The sequence below is a fragment of the Methanocalculus alkaliphilus genome, assembly GCF_024170505.1.
GTDB classification, from domain to species: Archaea; Halobacteriota; Methanomicrobia; order Methanomicrobiales; family Methanocorpusculaceae; genus Methanocalculus; species Methanocalculus alkaliphilus.
The window spans coordinates 1-14,508 of the sequence record NZ_JALJYG010000014.1 but is presented as its reverse complement, the minus strand read 5'-3'; the positions used below and the strand labels follow the sequence as shown (position 1 = coordinate 14,508).

The following is a 14,508-nucleotide window of genomic DNA, read 5'->3' as shown; positions in this document are numbered from 1 at the left end:
ATGATACTATGACGATAAAACTTGGACTGGTCGTTGCGGAGTTTAACCGCGATATTACGTACATGATGGAGATCGAGGCAGAGGAGCATGCGAAGTTCCTTGGTGCGGAGGTTATTGACCGGGTCTATGTCCCGGGCGCCTATGACATGCCGCTTGCCATCAAGAAGATGCTGAAGGATGGAAACGTCGATGCGGTCGTCACCATCGGGTGTGTCATCGAAGGGGCAACCGGTCATGATGAGATCGTCGTCCAGCATGCCGCCCGGAAGATCATCGATCTCTCCCTTGAGTTTGAGAAGCCGGTGGCACTTGGCATCTCGGGTCCGGGTATGACCCGTCTTGAGGCACAGGAACGGGTTGACTATGCCCGCAGGGCCGTCGAATCGGCGGTAAAACTGGTCCAGAGATTGTCATGAAGCATCTCTCGACGGCGATTGGGTTGATCACCCCGTCGGCAACGATGGCGATCACCGACCGGGCGAAAGAGATGACCCGCGAGGGGATCGATGTCATCAGCCTCTCGATCGGTGAGCCCGACTTTCCGACCCCTGAGCATATCACCGAGGCGGCGATTGCGGCACTGAGGCGTGGGGAGACCCATTATGCCCCCTCACGCGGGATCCCGGAGCTGCTGGATGCAATAGCAGAAAAGCTTGGAAGGGAGAACAATATTCCTGTCGCATCGGCTGATATCATCGCAACCGCCGGTGCAAAGGATGCGATCCGGCTCCTCTGCCAGGCGGTCCTGAACCAGGACGACGAGGTGATCATCCTCGATCCCTCCTGGGTCTCCTATGAGCCATGTGTGCAGATGGCGGGCGGCCGGGCGATCCATTCCCCTCTTGATCCGGAGACATTCCAGCCGGGAGAGGATCTGGCGGATCTGATCACCCCTGCAACGAAGATGATCATCATCAACTCGCCATCCAATCCGACCGGCTCGATCCTCTCCCGATCATCCCTTGGGATGATCGCTGATCTCTGTTCTGATCATGATATCCTCGCCCTCTCGGATGAGATCTATGAGAAGCTCCTCTATGACGGGGCCGAACACATCTCCCTTGCCTCGATTGGGGATATGGCAGAGCGGACCGTGACGGTCAACGGCTTCTCAAAGGCGTATGCGATGACCGGCTGGCGGCTCGGCTATGCAGCAGGGCCAGCACCGGTGATCAATTACATGAACCGGATCCAGCAGCACTCGGTCTCCCACCCGACGACCTTTGTGATGTATGGCGGCCTCGCCGCCCTGACCGGGGATCAGGCCTGTGTCGAGGAGATGCGGACCGAATTTGCCAGACGCCGGAGGTATGTCATCGATCGCCTCCAAAGAGCAGGATACCCCTGTGCACCTCCTGACGGGGCATTCTATGCTTTTGCCAATGTCGGCGGGGATGATCTCGCTGTTGCGTCCGAATGGCTCGAGGAGCGGCATGTGGCGACGACCCCCGGCTCCGCCTTTGGAGCGCCGGGCTGGATCCGGATCAGTTATGCAACCTCGATGGAACGGCTTGAAGATGCGATGGATCGGATCTGCGGGGCATAACCGGATCCCCCCAAATCTTTTTCCTGCTCTGTCAGAAACCAGAGATAGCAATGTCTGACTCCCCTCCCCATGACGACTCCTCACGGGAGAAGACAGGGATCGCCCTTGTCGCAGTCTTCAGCAATACCTTCCTCGTCATCCTGAAGCTCGTCATCGGGTTCATCACCGGATCGGTGGCGATCATCTCCGATGCCGTCCATTCGGCAACGGATATCATCGCATCCTCGATTGCCTACTTTGCGGTGAGAAAGTCTGCCCGGCCGCCTGATGATCAGCACTCGTTTGGCCATGGGAAGTATGAGTCGCTCTCAGGCCTCATCGAGGCGGTCCTGATCCTTGCCGTTGCCGGATTTATTATCTACGAGGCTGCGGGAGCCCTCATCGCAGGCGAGAGCACCCTCAACCCCGACCTCATCGGCCTTGGCCTTGTGGCAGTCGGTGTCTCGGCACTTGCCAACATCATCATCTCCCATCGGATGATGGCGATAGCGATACGAACCGAATCAATTGCCCTTGAGAGTGATGCCTGGCATCTGAGGACTGATGTCTATACCTCAGTGGGCGTCTTTGCCGGGCTTATCCTGATTCATTTCACCGGAATCCTTCTCCTTGATGCGGTTATTGCTATCGGGGTCGGCCTTGTCATCATCAGGACCGGGGTGGAACTTGTCAGAAAAGCGCTTGGACAGATCCTTGATACCCGGCTTCCCGAGGAGGATGTCGTACGGATAGAGGAGATCCTCAAGGCACACTGCACCCGGTATGTCAACTTTCATGGTCTTCGGACCCGGCGGTCCGGGCCTGACCGGTTCATCGAGTTCCATGTGATGTTTGACCAGGATGTCCTTCTCACGACGGCACATGATCTCGCCGATCATCTGGAGGCGGATCTGAAGACTGAATTTCCAAAGAGCCACATCACCATTCACATGGAACCATGCCATGAGGAGTGCAATGACTGCGGGGTGATGCTCTGTCCGGCACGGCGGGAGTAGCCGTTACTCCGGCTCCCCTATCGCTTTTTCGATGGTGAGGATATTCCTCCCGTCATCGCGTCTGTAGGAGAGCCTGTCGGTGAGCTGACGGGCAAGATGGATGCCGAGCCCCCCGATCGCTCGATCCTCTATACCTGAGCTGATATCCGGGGTGGGGAGGCTCTCCGGATCAAACGGCATGCCTGAATCGGTGAAGGTGATGACAACAGTTGTCGCATCTCTGATAACCTCGATACTCACTGAACCACTCTCCGATCCATAGGCATAGGAGGCGATATTGGTGAAGATCTCATCTGCAGCCAGCTGGAGATCAAATATCTCTGTGGCTGAGAGTCCCATCGAAGAGAGTGTTCCTTCGAGAAAAAGGACCATCTCCGGGAGGCTTTGAATATCAGCCCGGAATATCCCCTTCACATACACCGATCCCACATCCTCAGAGGGTTGTATCATCTTCTGGATCGCCTCTCCTACCCTGCCAGCGCCTCGGATACCGACTCCCGGATGGTGAAGACGGATGCAAATCCGGTCATCGCCAGGACTGCCTCGATCTCAGGGCTGAGAGCGGCGATCCGGAGTTCTCCCCCCGCCTGTTTCAGCCGCTTCTGTGCAGAGAGGATCACCCGGAGACCGGATGAGCTTGTATAGTGGAGCCTCCCGGCATCGAGGACGATGATCCTCACCCCGTCTCCAATCAGCCTCTCAAATGCCGCATCAAGGAGCGTGGAGCTGACGGCATCAAGCCTTCCGGACGGGCTGATGATCCCGATATTATTCTCCATTCCGGTGGTTATCTCCAGCATCTATCTGATCATTACCGTCGATAGAAGATAGCACTTTTCTCTCTGGCATCCTGTCGAAAAGGGTCTTCTTCCTGTGAAGGTGATGGGATATATAACGTTGATATACATTGATTGTGTATTTGTAGTAATGCGAAATTCCCTCCTCGTCGCAACTCTCATCATCGGCATCCTCCTTGGCGCCGGTTCCGCTTCTCTTCTCTCTTCTCCATCCGTCCCGGAGGATCGGGAGGTGCTCTACCAGGTCTCTACCATAGAAGCCCTTCTTGAGAGTGTGTACGATGGGGTCATCCCGGTCGGTGACCTGGTCTGGTATGGCGATACCGGGATTGGAACCTTCGATTCGCTTGATGGTGAGCTGATCCTTGTTGATGGGATCGTCTATCAGGCACGGGGGGACGGGAGTGTCCGGGTTGCACCATCCGATCTCCTCACGCCTCTTGCTATGGTCTCTTTCTTTGATCCCGATATAATTCTGACCGGGGCATCGACGAGCGGGTACGCCGCTTTTGAGGATCTCGTCGATGCGGAGGTGCGATCAGGGAACCTGATCTATATGATACGAATTGATGGTTATTTCTCCTCTCTTACCGTCCGTGCCCCCCATCGGCAGGAGCGCCCCTATCCACGCCTTGTTGACGCACTGGCAGATCAGTATATCGCCACCCATACCAACGTCTCCGGGACTGCGGTCGGGACACTCCTGCCGGAGTATATGGGGGGTCTGAATGTCCCCGGCTATCATCTCCATTTCATCAGTGATGATCGGACGATTGGGGGCCATATCGTTGACTTCTCGCTTGAGGATGCAACCATCCTCCTTGATGAGACCCCACGCTTCATGATGCTCCTTCCATCGGAAGGCGGTTTCATTGAGGCGGAACTGGGCCGGGATCTCTCCCATGAGCTTGCAGCCGTTGAACGGCCGGTGGCCGGGTGATCAGAGGTGGCGGCACTCCCTTCCATCCTCTTCGTCTGCAGCAGGAATGCAGGGCGCTCCCCGATGGCGGCGGCTCTTGTACACCACCTGGCACCTGGCCGCTACATTGCCCTGAGCGCTGGGATCAGCCCGGCATCAAGGCCCAATCCGCTCGTCACCCGGGTGATGGGTGAGGTGGGGATCAATATCCCGGATCACAGGCCCGGACCTCTCTCTGCACTCCTTGACCGGCGATTTGACCGTATCATCATCCTGACAGATGAGGTCCCCCCCTTCCTCCCTCCGGCAGGGGAGGTTATCTCTGTTCCCCTCTCCGACCCCGCCGCTCTTTCCGGCGAAGAGGGGGAGCAACTTGCCGCCCTCCGTCTTCTGAGGGATGAGATTACCGCATGGATCAGGGGGAATCTTCTTTGAGAGGATGGCTGGTCTCTCTTCTTCTCCTGATGCTCATCCTCTCTCCGGCAGCCTCGGCGGATGAAAAAATGGTCCTTGTTCTCCACTCCTATCATCCCGAGATGGTCTGGGTGACAGATATCAGTGCAGGTATCGGGGAGGTTCTGGGTGCATCAACGGACCCGATCCAGATACGGACCGAGTATATGGATACGAAGCGGTACGAGTCGCCTGCGTATCTTGACCAGCTCGCCGCGATGTACAGGTACAAGTACCATGATGATCCCCCCGACTGCATCATCGTTGCTGATGATGCCGGACTCCGTTTCCTCCTGGATTACAGGGAAGAACTCTTCCCCGGAATTCCGATCGTCTTCTGCGGGATCAACCATTATGATCCCCTGCTGATTGAAGGGCATTCGGGAATCACCGGCGTCGTCGAGGGGGTCAATATCCATGATACACTGTTGTTGATCAGAACCCTCCATCCCGAAATGAAGCGGCTGGTCGTCATTAATGAAGAGAGTATCACCGGATCCCAGACGCTTAAAACGTTCCATGAGGTCCGGTCCCTGATCCCGGGATCGGTGGCTGTTGAGTACATCGAAGGAGAGTCCATTCCGGGGATTGGGGATCGTGTCGGATCATATGGCGAGGGGGATGTTATCCTCCTCCTGGCACTGACCAATGATCCGGATGGTCTGGCATTCATCCCGCATGACAGGGTGGGATCCTATATCGCGGCGAGGACGGAAGCCCCGGTGTATGGTATCTTTGAGTATTATCTTGGAGACGGAGTGATCGGGGGAGTCTTCTTCACAGGAAGGGACCAGGGGAGGATTGCTGCTGATCTTGCCCGGCAGATCCTTGATGGTGCTCATCCCGACGACCTCCCCATCATCGAAGAGGTTGAGACGAAAGGGATCGTCGACCACCGGGCTCTCGTCGCCCACCGGATCGCTCCGGAACAGCTCCCCCCGGGAACAGCGATCATCAACAGACCCCCGCCGATCGTTGAGATACCCATGTATATCCTTATAATCCTCCTTATCGGGGGTGTCTTCCTCGTCACCATCGTTCTGATGAAGGAGGCTGAGCTTCAGAAGCAGCGGGGGATGGAGGCGGAGCTCCGGGAGCGGGAGGAGTTGTACCGTGGAATAACTGAGCGGAGCTTCGACCCGATAGTCACCATCGACCCGGATCGCCGGGTGACGTATCTCTCACCTTCATTTCAGCGGGTTGCCGGCATGACGGTCCCGCCAGCTGCAGGAATACTACTCTTGGAATTCATTCCGGATGATGATCGGGAGAGGGTCAGCAGAGCATTTGACGCCATCCTTTTGGGTGAGAAGATTGAGGCACTGACCTTCCCGCTTCTCCGGGAGGATGGAACGAAAGCAATAATCGAGGCGACCTTCTTCCCGATGTATAAAGGAGGGGAAATCATCGGTATCCAGGGGCTCCTCCGGGATATTACCGAAAGGATGGAGCTTATATCACAACAGAAGGAGGCGTTCAGGCAGATCGAGGAGAATATCACCCAGCTTGCGATCCTTGGGGACCATATCAGAAATCCCCTCCAGGTCATCGAAGGCTATACCATCCTCGGTAATGGGGAGTATGCAGAGGAGATCTCAGATCAGGTCCGGAGAATCAACGATATCGTCAGCAGGCTTGACCAGGGCTGGATCGAATCTGAGAATGTCAGGGGGTTTCTGAAGCGCCATTATGCCATCGACTCCGATCATGAGGATGAGAAGCATTAAGTCCAAATGTAACGAATGTTTTACATTCTCAGGCACCCCTGTCCGGGTGCTGGTGGTGAATCTATGGCAGACAGCATCATGACAATACTCTTCCGGCCCGATGAGTTCTTTGAAGAGCAGGCAGGAAAGGAGCCTGCACTCGGGCTTCCGTTTGGCATCGTCCTTGTATATGCAGCCCTCTCTGCGATCCTCGGGTATCAGATGACGACACTGATGGCCCCGATGTACGCCTCGATTGCAGAGGGGTATGAAGGGATCATCATCTTCTTTGGAGCCGCCGGTGGATTTATCTCGGCAATTGTATTCTGGATCATCGCATCGGTCATCTTCTATCTCCTGAGTATGATCTTCAAGGGTGAAGGATCGATGAAGAAGGTCCTTGAAGCGGTCGGATATGGCTTCGCCCCGCTTATCGCATCGGTCGGGATTGCCATGGTCTGGCTCTCGATGATCGCCGACCAGATCGTCACCCCGGTGATCCGGGACTTTATGGATCCTGCCGCGATTGATACCGCCGTAGAGGCGTTTATGACCCAGCCTGCGATGGCAGAGTACACCCTCCTTCAGACGGTCCTCTCGATCGTCTTTATGATCTGGGCTGCAAACATCTGGTACTCAGGGATCCGGTATGCCAGGAAGCTGACCCAGCGGGATGCCGCATACACAGTTTTTATCCCTGTGGGTCTCTACCTGATTATAACCATCATATCATTCGGGGTTCTCTGATGCGGATATATCTCATACTACTGGTTCTTTGTGCGGCCCTCATCTCCACAGGAGCTGCAGCCGATAGCTCGGCACAGGTGACGGTGACGGGTGTCTCCATTGATCCCGGGGTCTTTATGCCATGGGATACCGGAACGGTGCAGGTCACTGTTCAGAATACCGGAACACTCCCGATCAGCCTCTCTGCGGTCCGCATGACAGGGGAGCAGAACGTTGAGATCCTCACCTCCCCACATACCGGCTCGGGAATGCTGGGTGCCGGGAACAGTATGACATTTACCTATACCATCCGTGTCCGGGGCGAGGAGGGTATCTTCTACCCCCGCTTCTCCATGAACTTCATGGGCGGCGGCTCCCTCTCAGAGCCGGTCCTTCTCAGGGTGGACAGGCGTCCCCTTGATGCGGGGATCTCATCCCGGCCTGATGTCTTTATGGAGGGGAGAAAAGAGAATGTCGTCGTCTCCCTCGGCAACCCACGAATGAATACCATATCCTCGGTCTCGGTCACCCCCGTCACCGGGGTTGCCGATGTCGTTCCAACGACCTTCTTCATCGGATCCCTGGAACCGGGTGAGTCACGTGATGCCGCATTCTCCGTCACCCCGACCGGAGAGGGTGATCTCACCTTCAATGTGCAGTATCGCAACGGCCAGAATACCCATACCGTACCGCTGACCATCCCGATCACTCCGGGTATTGCCAAGAAAGCGGCAGATCCGATCGTCTCAAACATCGAGGTGACATCGGTTGCAGGCGGATACCGGATAACCGGGGATGTCTCAAATGCCGGGCTTGAATCTGCACGGTCCGTCGTGATGACGACGAAAGCCCCGGCAGCACCCATCGATCCGTTCCGGGTCTATGTCGTCGGAACCCTTGATCCCGATGACTTCTCCTCCTTTGAGGTGACGTTTGCCGCAAAGGATCTCGAAGAGATCCCCCTTGTCATCCGGTACCGCGATGGTGATGGCAACCTCTATGAGGAGACGGTGATGGCGACGATTCGATCCGGTATACAGCCGGTGCAGGAGCATGATGGCGGCCTCTCTCCGATGATGATCGGAATTATCCTCCTTTCGGTCATAATCGTCGCAGGAGCACTCGTCTATTCACGAAAGAAGAAGAGATGACACCCGCGATCCGGTTTCTGGACGTCTCAAAGATCTACTCTCTCAGGAGTGGGGATGTCACCGCACTTGGTAATATCACCCTCTCGATCGAGAAGGGCGAGTTCATCGCTATCATGGGGCCGTCCGGATCCGGAAAATCCACTCTTCTGAATATGATGGGGTGCCTGGACACCCCGACACAAGGCCAGGTCTTCATCGGTGAGCGGAATATCGGTGAGATGACCGATGATGAACTGACGATGCTCCGGCGTGAGCATCTCGGTTTCATCTTCCAGCAGTTTAACCTCATCCCCCTCCTCTCTGCGATAGAAAATGTCCGGCTCCCCCTCATCCTCAAGGGGGGTGATCCGGGATGCACCGACCGGTGTATGAATATCCTTGCCGAGGTCGGCATCCACATGGATCGCCTCGATCATACCCCTGCTGAACTCTCCGGCGGCCAGCAGCAGCGGGTTGCGATTGCACGAGCTCTCATCAATGATCCCGAGATTCTGCTTGCTGATGAGCCGACAGGGAATCTCGATACAAAGACCGGTGCGCAGATCATGGACCTCCTCGTCCGCCTCCAGAAGGAGGAGGGGAAGACGATCATCATGGTGACCCATGATCCAATAACCTCAGAGTATGCCGACCGGGTTATACGGATCGTTGACGGGAGGATCGCATGAACCGCCCGATCTTCTTCCTCTTCGCGGTCCGGAACCTCCGTCTCCATTGGCTCCGATCACTTCTTGCGATGCTTGGTATCATCATCGGTGTGGTTGCAATCACCTCGATGGGTATTCTTGGCTCCTCCCTCGTCCTCTCCATCTCAGAAGACCTGACGACGGTCGGCGACACCATCGTCGTTGTACCCCATACCGGCGGAAGTCTGATGGGGGGCGGGCCTGGTGGCGCCGGGGGGGTCTCAACCGATGATGTCATCACCTCCCGGCAGCTTGAGCGGATCACCCGTGCATCAGCCCCCCATACCGTCATCCCGATCTATTCGGGGGGTGAACGGATCAGGATCGGGGGTGAGACCGGGTTTGCCCCCATCTATGGGATGCGGACAGCCGATATTCCGATTCTTCTTGAACGGGAGGACGGCCAGTACCTGCGGGGTCCGTCCGGTGCGATGATCGGATCCCGTCTTGCAGAGACCTACTCGCTGAACGTAGGGAGCAGGATTCTGATCGGCTCGGATGAACAACCGATCAGGGTGACGGGAATCCTGGAGGAGCGGGGAATGGGGTTTGATATCAATACCGACACTGCCATCGTCGTCTCTGACAGGTGGTATGAGACCCGGTATAATCCCCACGGGTATGACCGGGTGATCGTCAAGGTCCGTGATCTTGAGGAGATCGAGGCGGTAAAGACCTCCATCGAGACATCGCTGAACCGGAGGGAGACGGAGGTGGATGTGTATGATACCCGTGCCATCCTTGCGACGATCCTCGAGACGTTTGGGAGGATCTCGACCTTCACCATCGCCATCGGGGGTATCTCCCTCGTCGTCGCAGGGGTCTCCATCTTCAATGTCATGATGATGTCGGTGATGGAGCGGTACCGGGAGATCGGGGTTCTCCGTTCAATCGGGGCTCTCAGGCGGGAGATTCGGCGCATGTTCTTCTATGAGTCCCTCCTCCTCGGCCTCGCGGGATCGATCATCGGGGGCATCCTCTCGGTTGCCGGAGGATACCTTGCCCTCCTTGTGATGCTTGAGGATACCAGCTATCTCCTCGCTCCTTCGAGCCTCATCTATATCCCGATCGGGATGGCTTTTGGCATTGGGACCTCGATCCTCTCCGGGCTGTACCCGGCATGGAAGGCCTCAGAAGCTGATCCGATCGAAGCTCTCAGGCATGAATGAATGGTTGTCTGAATAAATACACAATCATTATCTCTTCTTTGTCCAGATTGTACTGCCGGGTTTTCCGATGTTGTGGCGGCTGAGAGCCTGCCATCGGGGGGTACAGGGTTGATCTCTGCTGTTGATGATGAAGAGGCATTCACCGGTCTTGAGGCGGGGATCATCCTGATCGCTTTTGTCGTTGTGGCGGCGGTATTTTCATATGTTGTCCTTGGATCAGGTTTTTATGCGACCGAGAAGGCCCGCCAGGTCACCTCGGATGCCGGGACGACACCCTCCTCGCTGGTGGTGAACGGGGCGGTCATTCTGGGTGTCGATGCGTTTTCCAACCCGGAATCGCTCAACTTCTTCTGTGAGGTTATCGGAGGGGAGGTTGCCATGTCGGGTATCCACTACACGCTCCATACAACCGAGATGATCTACCAGATCCCAAAGAAGGATATTCATTACAGGTGGCCCTCCGGGGATCCGGCTGAGGGGGTCCTCTCCCGTGGGAAGCTTCTCAGCGTCCGGCTGACCATCACTGATGCGGGCCTCTCCACCGGAGACGATTTCACCCTCACCATCATTCCCCCTCGGGGGGTTCCGGTCAGCATACCATGCACCGTTCCGGGGACGCTCCTTGGGAACAAACGCTATGAGGTGGGATGAGTGGAGGACGGCTTCACCGGCCTTGAGGCGGCAGTCGTCCTGATTGCCTTTGTCGTCATTGCTGCTGCCTTTTCAATGGTCATTCTTGCTGCAGGCTTCTCAATCTCACAGAATGTCGGAACTGAGGTTACCGAAGGTGTTCATCGGGGAAACTCGGGCTTTGTTCTTGCCGGGAGCATCTTTGCGGTTGATACGAATAATGATCTGAGGAGGGCTGAGCACCTTGAGATCCCGGTTCAGCTCACACCGGGATCCCGTCCGGTGGATCTCAGGACCGTCTCCATCAGGTTCAGGGGGTTCCACAATTACGAAGAGATGTCTGCTCATGATCCCCTCTTCAATTCCTCCCCTCCCCCCTCCCGCTTCTCGATCATCCGCCCGATACGCGACGATCAGAATCCTGTGCTTCAACCCGGCGAGGTGGTCGTCTTTATGGTCAAACCCGTATTCTCATGGGATCTCTCCCCAAACTCGCGCTTCACCGTTGAGATCATCGCACCCGGAGTCCACCCGCTTCATATTCCGTTCCATTTTCCACCCTCCCTCACCACATATACCCGGGTCGGCTGATGATGCATGAAACCGAAGCCTCATTATAAAGGAATGACAAACGTACCCTGATTCGGATGGCTGAGATACCAGAGGATGAGTACCTCCTCAAATGCACAACGGCATGTGCCGGGTGCAGCGCTGCGCTTGCACTCAGGTACGTGCTCAAGGCAGCCGGACCTGATACGGTCCTTGTCGTTCCGGCATGCTGTACAAGTGTTCTGCAGGGGATATACCCAAATACCGCATTTGCTGTTCCTGTGTATAATATCGCGTTTGCTGCCGCTGCGGCATGTGCATCAGGGATGAGCGAAGCGTTTGCGAGTGAAGGAAAGAAGACGAACGTCATCGTCTTTGCGGGCGATGGTGGTACGGTGGATATTGGTATTCAGGCACTATCTGGTGCACTTGAACGTGGCACCAACTTCCTCTATATCTGCTATGACAATGAGGCATACGGGAACACCGGGATGCAGCGGTCGGGTGCAACCCCGATAGGGGCACGGACGACGACGACACCGGGTGGAAAGACCGATACGAAGAAGGATATCGATCGGATCATTGCCGCTCATAACATCCCCTACCAGGCGACGGCATCTGCGGCGCATCCAAAGGATCTCTTTGAGAAGGTGAAGACCGCCCTTGCCACGCCCGGCCCTTCGTTCATTCATATCCTTGTTCCCTGCCCGCCGGGCTGGCGTATCCCCTCTGATATGCCGGTGACGGTCGGGAAGATGGCGGTGAAGACCGGGATGTGGGTCCTCTGGGAGAGGAAGTACGGAGAGCTCACCATCAATGGTGCTTCGAAGGCTGCGATGAGGAAGCGGCTCCCGCTGAAGGAGTATATCTCGCTTCAGGGCCGGTTCAAGGGGATCACAGAGAAGCAGGTGAATGAGCTTGAACAGCAGGTCGAGAAGAACCTCGCCCGGCTTGCAAAGGAGGAGGCAGGAGAATGCTGACGGTAGCAACAGGAAACAAGGCGGTTGCAGCTGCGGTGAAGGCCGCAAAGCCGGCCGTTGTCGCGGCATACCCGATCACCCCCCAGAGTGAGGTGGTCGAGCAGATCGCAGAGTACGTCACCGCAGGTGAGATGGATACCCGGTACATTCCGGTTGAGAGTGAACACTCGGCGATGACTGCCTGTATCGGGGCCTCAATCACCGGTGTCCGCTCCTTCACGGCAACCAGCTCCCATGGGCTCCTCTACATGCACGAGATGCTCCACTGGGCGGCAGGTGCCCGCCTCCCCATTGTGATGGCAAACATCAACCGTTCCCTCGGTCCCGGATGGAATGTCTGGGCAGAACATACCGATGCCTTCTCACAGCGGGATACCGGATGGCTCCAGTTCTTTGTCGGCGATGTCCAGGAGGCATACGATACCACCCTGATGGCATTCCGCATAGCAGAGAACAATGGTATCCTCCTCCCGGTGATGGTGAATCTCGACGGGTTCCTCCTCTCTCATATCATGCAGTCGCTTGAGACCGTGGAGCCGGGCGATTATATCCCGCCGGTGCGGCTCCCCCACAGGATCGATCCGGAGAATCCGGCAGGCTATGGCGCGATGACCGGGCCAAACGATCACTTCAAATTCAGATGGGGGATCGAGAAGGCGATGCGCAACTCGCCGGCGGTCATCCGGGATGCGGAAGAGGAGTTCTTCAGGCAGTTCGGCCGGAAATATGGCCCGACCGAGGAGTACCGATGCGAGGATGCCGAGGTTCTCATCGTCGCACTCGGAACACTCGGCAAGGAGGCCGAAGTGGCGGTCGATCTTCTCAGGGATGCGGGTATCAAGGCAGGATCCATGCGAATCCGCTGGTTCAGGCCATTCCCTGACCTTGATATCGGGGGACGCGATCTCGTCGTCCTGGATCGCGGTTACTCATTCGGGTATGGCGGTGTCCTCTCCTCTGAGATCCGGTCGAAGTATCCGGGTGCCTCGATCTACTCCGTCGTCGCCGGACTCGGCGGCCAGGAGGTCACCTATGATGATATCGCCGGGTTCGTCCGGGATCGCCGGATGGGTGAAGAGTTCTGGTTCGGGGTTGATGCCTGATGTATGAGATCCGGATCCATTCACGCGGTGGACAGGGGGGCGTCACTGCCGCCCGTCTCATCGCGATGGCGGCTTTCCTTGATAAAAAGCATGCGACGGCCGCCCCGTTCTATGGAGCGGAACGGCGGGGCGCCCCCGTCGTCTCGTTTGTCCGTATCGATGATCATACCATCAAGATCTACTCCCAGATCCGATCTCCCGATCTCATCGTCGTCCTCGATGCAAGCATCATGGATGCGGTCGATGTCCTCCAGGGGATGAAGCCGGGGGGCCGTGTTCTGATCAACAGCCCCCACCCGGTTGATCTTCCGGGGGTCGAGGCTCTCACCATCGATCTCACCGGGATCGCCCTCTCCGTTGATCTCGTCGTCGCGGGGAGCCCGATCTTAAATACCCCTGTGCTTGGGGCGATTGCAAAGATGGGTATCATCACCCATGAATCTGCGCTCGCCGCAATCCGTGATATGTTTGCGGATGAGCGGAATGTGAAGGCGGCTGAGGCTGCATATGAGGAGTTGACGGTATGAGTGATCCTGTTGCGATGAGCAGACCCCGGCAGGGAGCTGCGGGAAAGACCGGAACATGGCGGACATTCCGGCCGGTGGTCGATCGTGAGGCATGTAACGCCTGCGGCCTCTGTGCGATGTACTGTCCGGATGCCTGCATCGATGCCGACTTCGAGATCGATCTCGATTTCTGCAAAGGATGTGGGATCTGTGCCCAGGAATGCCCCAAAAAGGCAATCCGGATGGACCGCGAAGAGCGGTGATCATCCCCCCAATCTCTCTTCTGCCCCCATACGAGGGTATAAATATTTTTAGTTCGTCTATATCCTTACAGTTCGTTGGTTTACGAACATAAGCCAGGTCCAGTCTCCGGGGAGTTCCGGGTCATGAGCACCATCTGCTCTCTGTTTTTTTTGGGCCGGTCCTGGATGTGAGGAAAGTCTATGGCAAATATCGTATCAGATGTAATATGCACCTTCTGCGGGACGCTCTGTGACGATCTTGAGATCGAGCTCTCCGATGACGGCAAGAAGATCAAGGAGGTCTATCATGCCTGTGCCATCGGTGCAGAGAAGTTCCTTCATGCTCAGGC

18 protein-coding genes and 1 pseudogene are annotated in these 14,508 nt (G+C 56.5%); 17 read left to right on the top strand and 2 right to left on the bottom strand.

Annotated elements, in window-relative coordinates; all coding sequences use genetic code 11:
• Positions 1 to 8 precede the first annotated feature (8 nt).
• From ribH to J2T58_RS09205, 3 genes are read left to right on the top strand one after another with little or no spacing between them, the layout of a single operon-like run.
• Positions 9 to 416 (top strand): 6,7-dimethyl-8-ribityllumazine synthase, encoded by a 408-nt coding sequence (ribH, locus tag J2T58_RS09215; protein ID WP_253489138.1) that lies wholly within the window; start codon positions 9 to 11, stop codon positions 414 to 416.
• Entirely contained in the window at positions 413 to 1,546 is a 1,134-nt protein-coding gene (locus J2T58_RS09210) for a pyridoxal phosphate-dependent aminotransferase (protein ID WP_253489137.1), read from the top strand. Before ribH ends, J2T58_RS09210 begins: the two co-directional genes overlap by 4 nt.
• 50 nt (positions 1,547 to 1,596) lie before the next feature.
• Complete coding sequence (locus tag J2T58_RS09205) at positions 1,597 to 2,541, top strand: cation diffusion facilitator family transporter (RefSeq protein WP_253489134.1); 945 nt, start codon at positions 1,597 to 1,599, stop codon at positions 2,539 to 2,541.
• 3 nt (positions 2,542 to 2,544) lie between these two features.
• On the opposite strand, the gene J2T58_RS09200 is transcribed toward J2T58_RS09205, so the two are convergent.
• The gene (locus tag J2T58_RS09200) at positions 2,545 to 2,991 is read right to left on the bottom strand and encodes an ATP-binding protein (RefSeq protein WP_253489131.1); all 447 of its coding nucleotides are present in this window, start codon (positions 2,989 to 2,991) and stop codon (positions 2,545 to 2,547) included.
• Positions 2,992 to 3,008: 17 nt separating this feature from the next.
• Positions 3,009 to 3,341 carry an STAS domain-containing protein gene (locus J2T58_RS09195; protein WP_253489128.1) on the bottom strand — a complete coding sequence of 111 codons (333 nt, stop codon included), beginning with the start codon at positions 3,339 to 3,341 and terminating at the stop codon, positions 3,009 to 3,011.
• Positions 3,342 to 3,468: 127 nt separating this feature from the next.
• On the opposite strand from J2T58_RS09195, the gene budA reads away from it, so the two are divergent.
• The 14 genes and pseudogenes from budA to J2T58_RS09125 form a co-directional block, all read left to right on the top strand.
• Positions 3,469 to 4,278: an acetolactate decarboxylase gene (gene budA / locus J2T58_RS09190; protein ID WP_253489125.1), complete on the top strand. Its 810-nt coding sequence runs from the start codon at positions 3,469 to 3,471 to the stop codon at positions 4,276 to 4,278.
• A gap of 6 nt (positions 4,279 to 4,284) precedes the next feature.
• Positions 4,285 to 4,692 (top strand): arsenate reductase ArsC, encoded by a 408-nt coding sequence (locus J2T58_RS09185; RefSeq protein ID WP_253489122.1) that lies wholly within the window; start codon positions 4,285 to 4,287, stop codon positions 4,690 to 4,692.
• Positions 4,689 to 6,437, top strand: a complete 1,749-nt coding sequence (locus J2T58_RS09180) for a PAS domain S-box protein (RefSeq protein ID WP_253489119.1) — start codon at positions 4,689 to 4,691, stop codon at positions 6,435 to 6,437. Before J2T58_RS09185 ends, J2T58_RS09180 begins: the two co-directional genes overlap by 4 nt.
• Positions 6,438 to 6,500: 63 nt before the next feature.
• Complete coding sequence (locus J2T58_RS09175; protein WP_253489116.1) at positions 6,501 to 7,163, top strand: YIP1 family protein; 663 nt, start codon at positions 6,501 to 6,503, stop codon at positions 7,161 to 7,163.
• Positions 7,163 to 8,293, top strand: coding sequence for a COG1361 S-layer family protein (locus J2T58_RS09170; RefSeq protein ID WP_253489114.1), 1,131 nt, complete (start codon positions 7,163 to 7,165; stop codon positions 8,291 to 8,293). The genes J2T58_RS09175 and J2T58_RS09170 overlap by 1 nt, the downstream gene beginning before the upstream one ends.
• Positions 8,290 to 8,961 (top strand): ABC transporter ATP-binding protein, encoded by a 672-nt coding sequence (locus tag J2T58_RS09165; RefSeq protein ID WP_253489111.1) that lies wholly within the window; start codon positions 8,290 to 8,292, stop codon positions 8,959 to 8,961. The genes J2T58_RS09170 and J2T58_RS09165 overlap by 4 nt, the downstream gene beginning before the upstream one ends.
• Complete coding sequence (locus J2T58_RS09160; protein WP_253489108.1) at positions 8,958 to 10,148, top strand: ABC transporter permease; 1,191 nt, start codon at positions 8,958 to 8,960, stop codon at positions 10,146 to 10,148. Before J2T58_RS09165 ends, J2T58_RS09160 begins: the two co-directional genes overlap by 4 nt.
• 108 nt (positions 10,149 to 10,256) lie before the next feature.
• Positions 10,257 to 10,799, top strand: a complete 543-nt coding sequence (locus J2T58_RS09155) for a flagellin (RefSeq protein ID WP_253489105.1) — start codon at positions 10,257 to 10,259, stop codon at positions 10,797 to 10,799.
• Complete coding sequence (locus tag J2T58_RS09150) at positions 10,800 to 11,369, top strand: flagellin (RefSeq protein ID WP_253489103.1); 570 nt, start codon at positions 10,800 to 10,802, stop codon at positions 11,367 to 11,369. It abuts the gene before it with no gap.
• A 56-nt stretch (positions 11,370 to 11,425) separates the two neighbouring features.
• Positions 11,426 to 12,307 carry a thiamine pyrophosphate-dependent enzyme gene (locus J2T58_RS09145; protein WP_253489100.1) on the top strand — a complete coding sequence of 294 codons (882 nt, stop codon included), beginning with the start codon at positions 11,426 to 11,428 and terminating at the stop codon, positions 12,305 to 12,307.
• Entirely contained in the window at positions 12,301 to 13,410 is a 1,110-nt protein-coding gene (porA, locus tag J2T58_RS09140) for a pyruvate ferredoxin oxidoreductase (protein ID WP_253489097.1), read from the top strand. Before J2T58_RS09145 ends, porA begins: the two co-directional genes overlap by 7 nt.
• Positions 13,410 to 13,937 (top strand): 2-oxoacid:acceptor oxidoreductase family protein, encoded by a 528-nt coding sequence (locus J2T58_RS09135; RefSeq protein WP_253489094.1) that lies wholly within the window; start codon positions 13,410 to 13,412, stop codon positions 13,935 to 13,937. Before porA ends, J2T58_RS09135 begins: the two co-directional genes overlap by 1 nt.
• Positions 13,934 to 14,179: a 4Fe-4S binding protein gene (locus tag J2T58_RS09130; RefSeq protein WP_253489090.1), complete on the top strand. Its 246-nt coding sequence runs from the start codon at positions 13,934 to 13,936 to the stop codon at positions 14,177 to 14,179. Before J2T58_RS09135 ends, J2T58_RS09130 begins: the two co-directional genes overlap by 4 nt.
• A gap of 180 nt (positions 14,180 to 14,359) precedes the next feature.
• A pseudogene (locus J2T58_RS09125) lies at positions 14,360 to 14,508 on the top strand (formylmethanofuran dehydrogenase subunit B); the annotation flags it as partial.

Coding starts and splice junctions, on each gene's coding strand:
- J2T58_RS09205 (WP_253489134.1), top strand. CDS start 1,597: ATGTCTGACTCCCCTCCCCATGACGACTCCTCACGGGAGAAGACAGGG.
- J2T58_RS09175 (WP_253489116.1), top strand. CDS start 6,501: ATGGCAGACAGCATCATGACAATACTCTTCCGGCCCGATGAGTTCTTT.
- J2T58_RS09195 (WP_253489128.1), bottom strand. CDS start 3,341: ATGCTGGAGATAACCACCGGAATGGAGAATAATATCGGGATCATCAGC.
- J2T58_RS09210 (WP_253489137.1), top strand. CDS start 413: ATGAAGCATCTCTCGACGGCGATTGGGTTGATCACCCCGTCGGCAACG.
- J2T58_RS09145 (WP_253489100.1), top strand. CDS start 11,426: ATGGCTGAGATACCAGAGGATGAGTACCTCCTCAAATGCACAACGGCA.
- J2T58_RS09165 (WP_253489111.1), top strand. CDS start 8,290: ATGACACCCGCGATCCGGTTTCTGGACGTCTCAAAGATCTACTCTCTC.
- J2T58_RS09170 (WP_253489114.1), top strand. CDS start 7,163: ATGCGGATATATCTCATACTACTGGTTCTTTGTGCGGCCCTCATCTCC.
- J2T58_RS09135 (WP_253489094.1), top strand. CDS start 13,410: ATGTATGAGATCCGGATCCATTCACGCGGTGGACAGGGGGGCGTCACT.
- J2T58_RS09130 (WP_253489090.1), top strand. CDS start 13,934: ATGAGTGATCCTGTTGCGATGAGCAGACCCCGGCAGGGAGCTGCGGGA.
- ribH (WP_253489138.1), top strand. CDS start 9: ATGACGATAAAACTTGGACTGGTCGTTGCGGAGTTTAACCGCGATATT.
- J2T58_RS09200 (WP_253489131.1), bottom strand. CDS start 2,991: ATGATACAACCCTCTGAGGATGTGGGATCGGTGTATGTGAAGGGGATA.
- porA (WP_253489097.1), top strand. CDS start 12,301: ATGCTGACGGTAGCAACAGGAAACAAGGCGGTTGCAGCTGCGGTGAAG.
- budA (WP_253489125.1), top strand. CDS start 3,469: ATGCGAAATTCCCTCCTCGTCGCAACTCTCATCATCGGCATCCTCCTT.
- J2T58_RS09160 (WP_253489108.1), top strand. CDS start 8,958: ATGAACCGCCCGATCTTCTTCCTCTTCGCGGTCCGGAACCTCCGTCTC.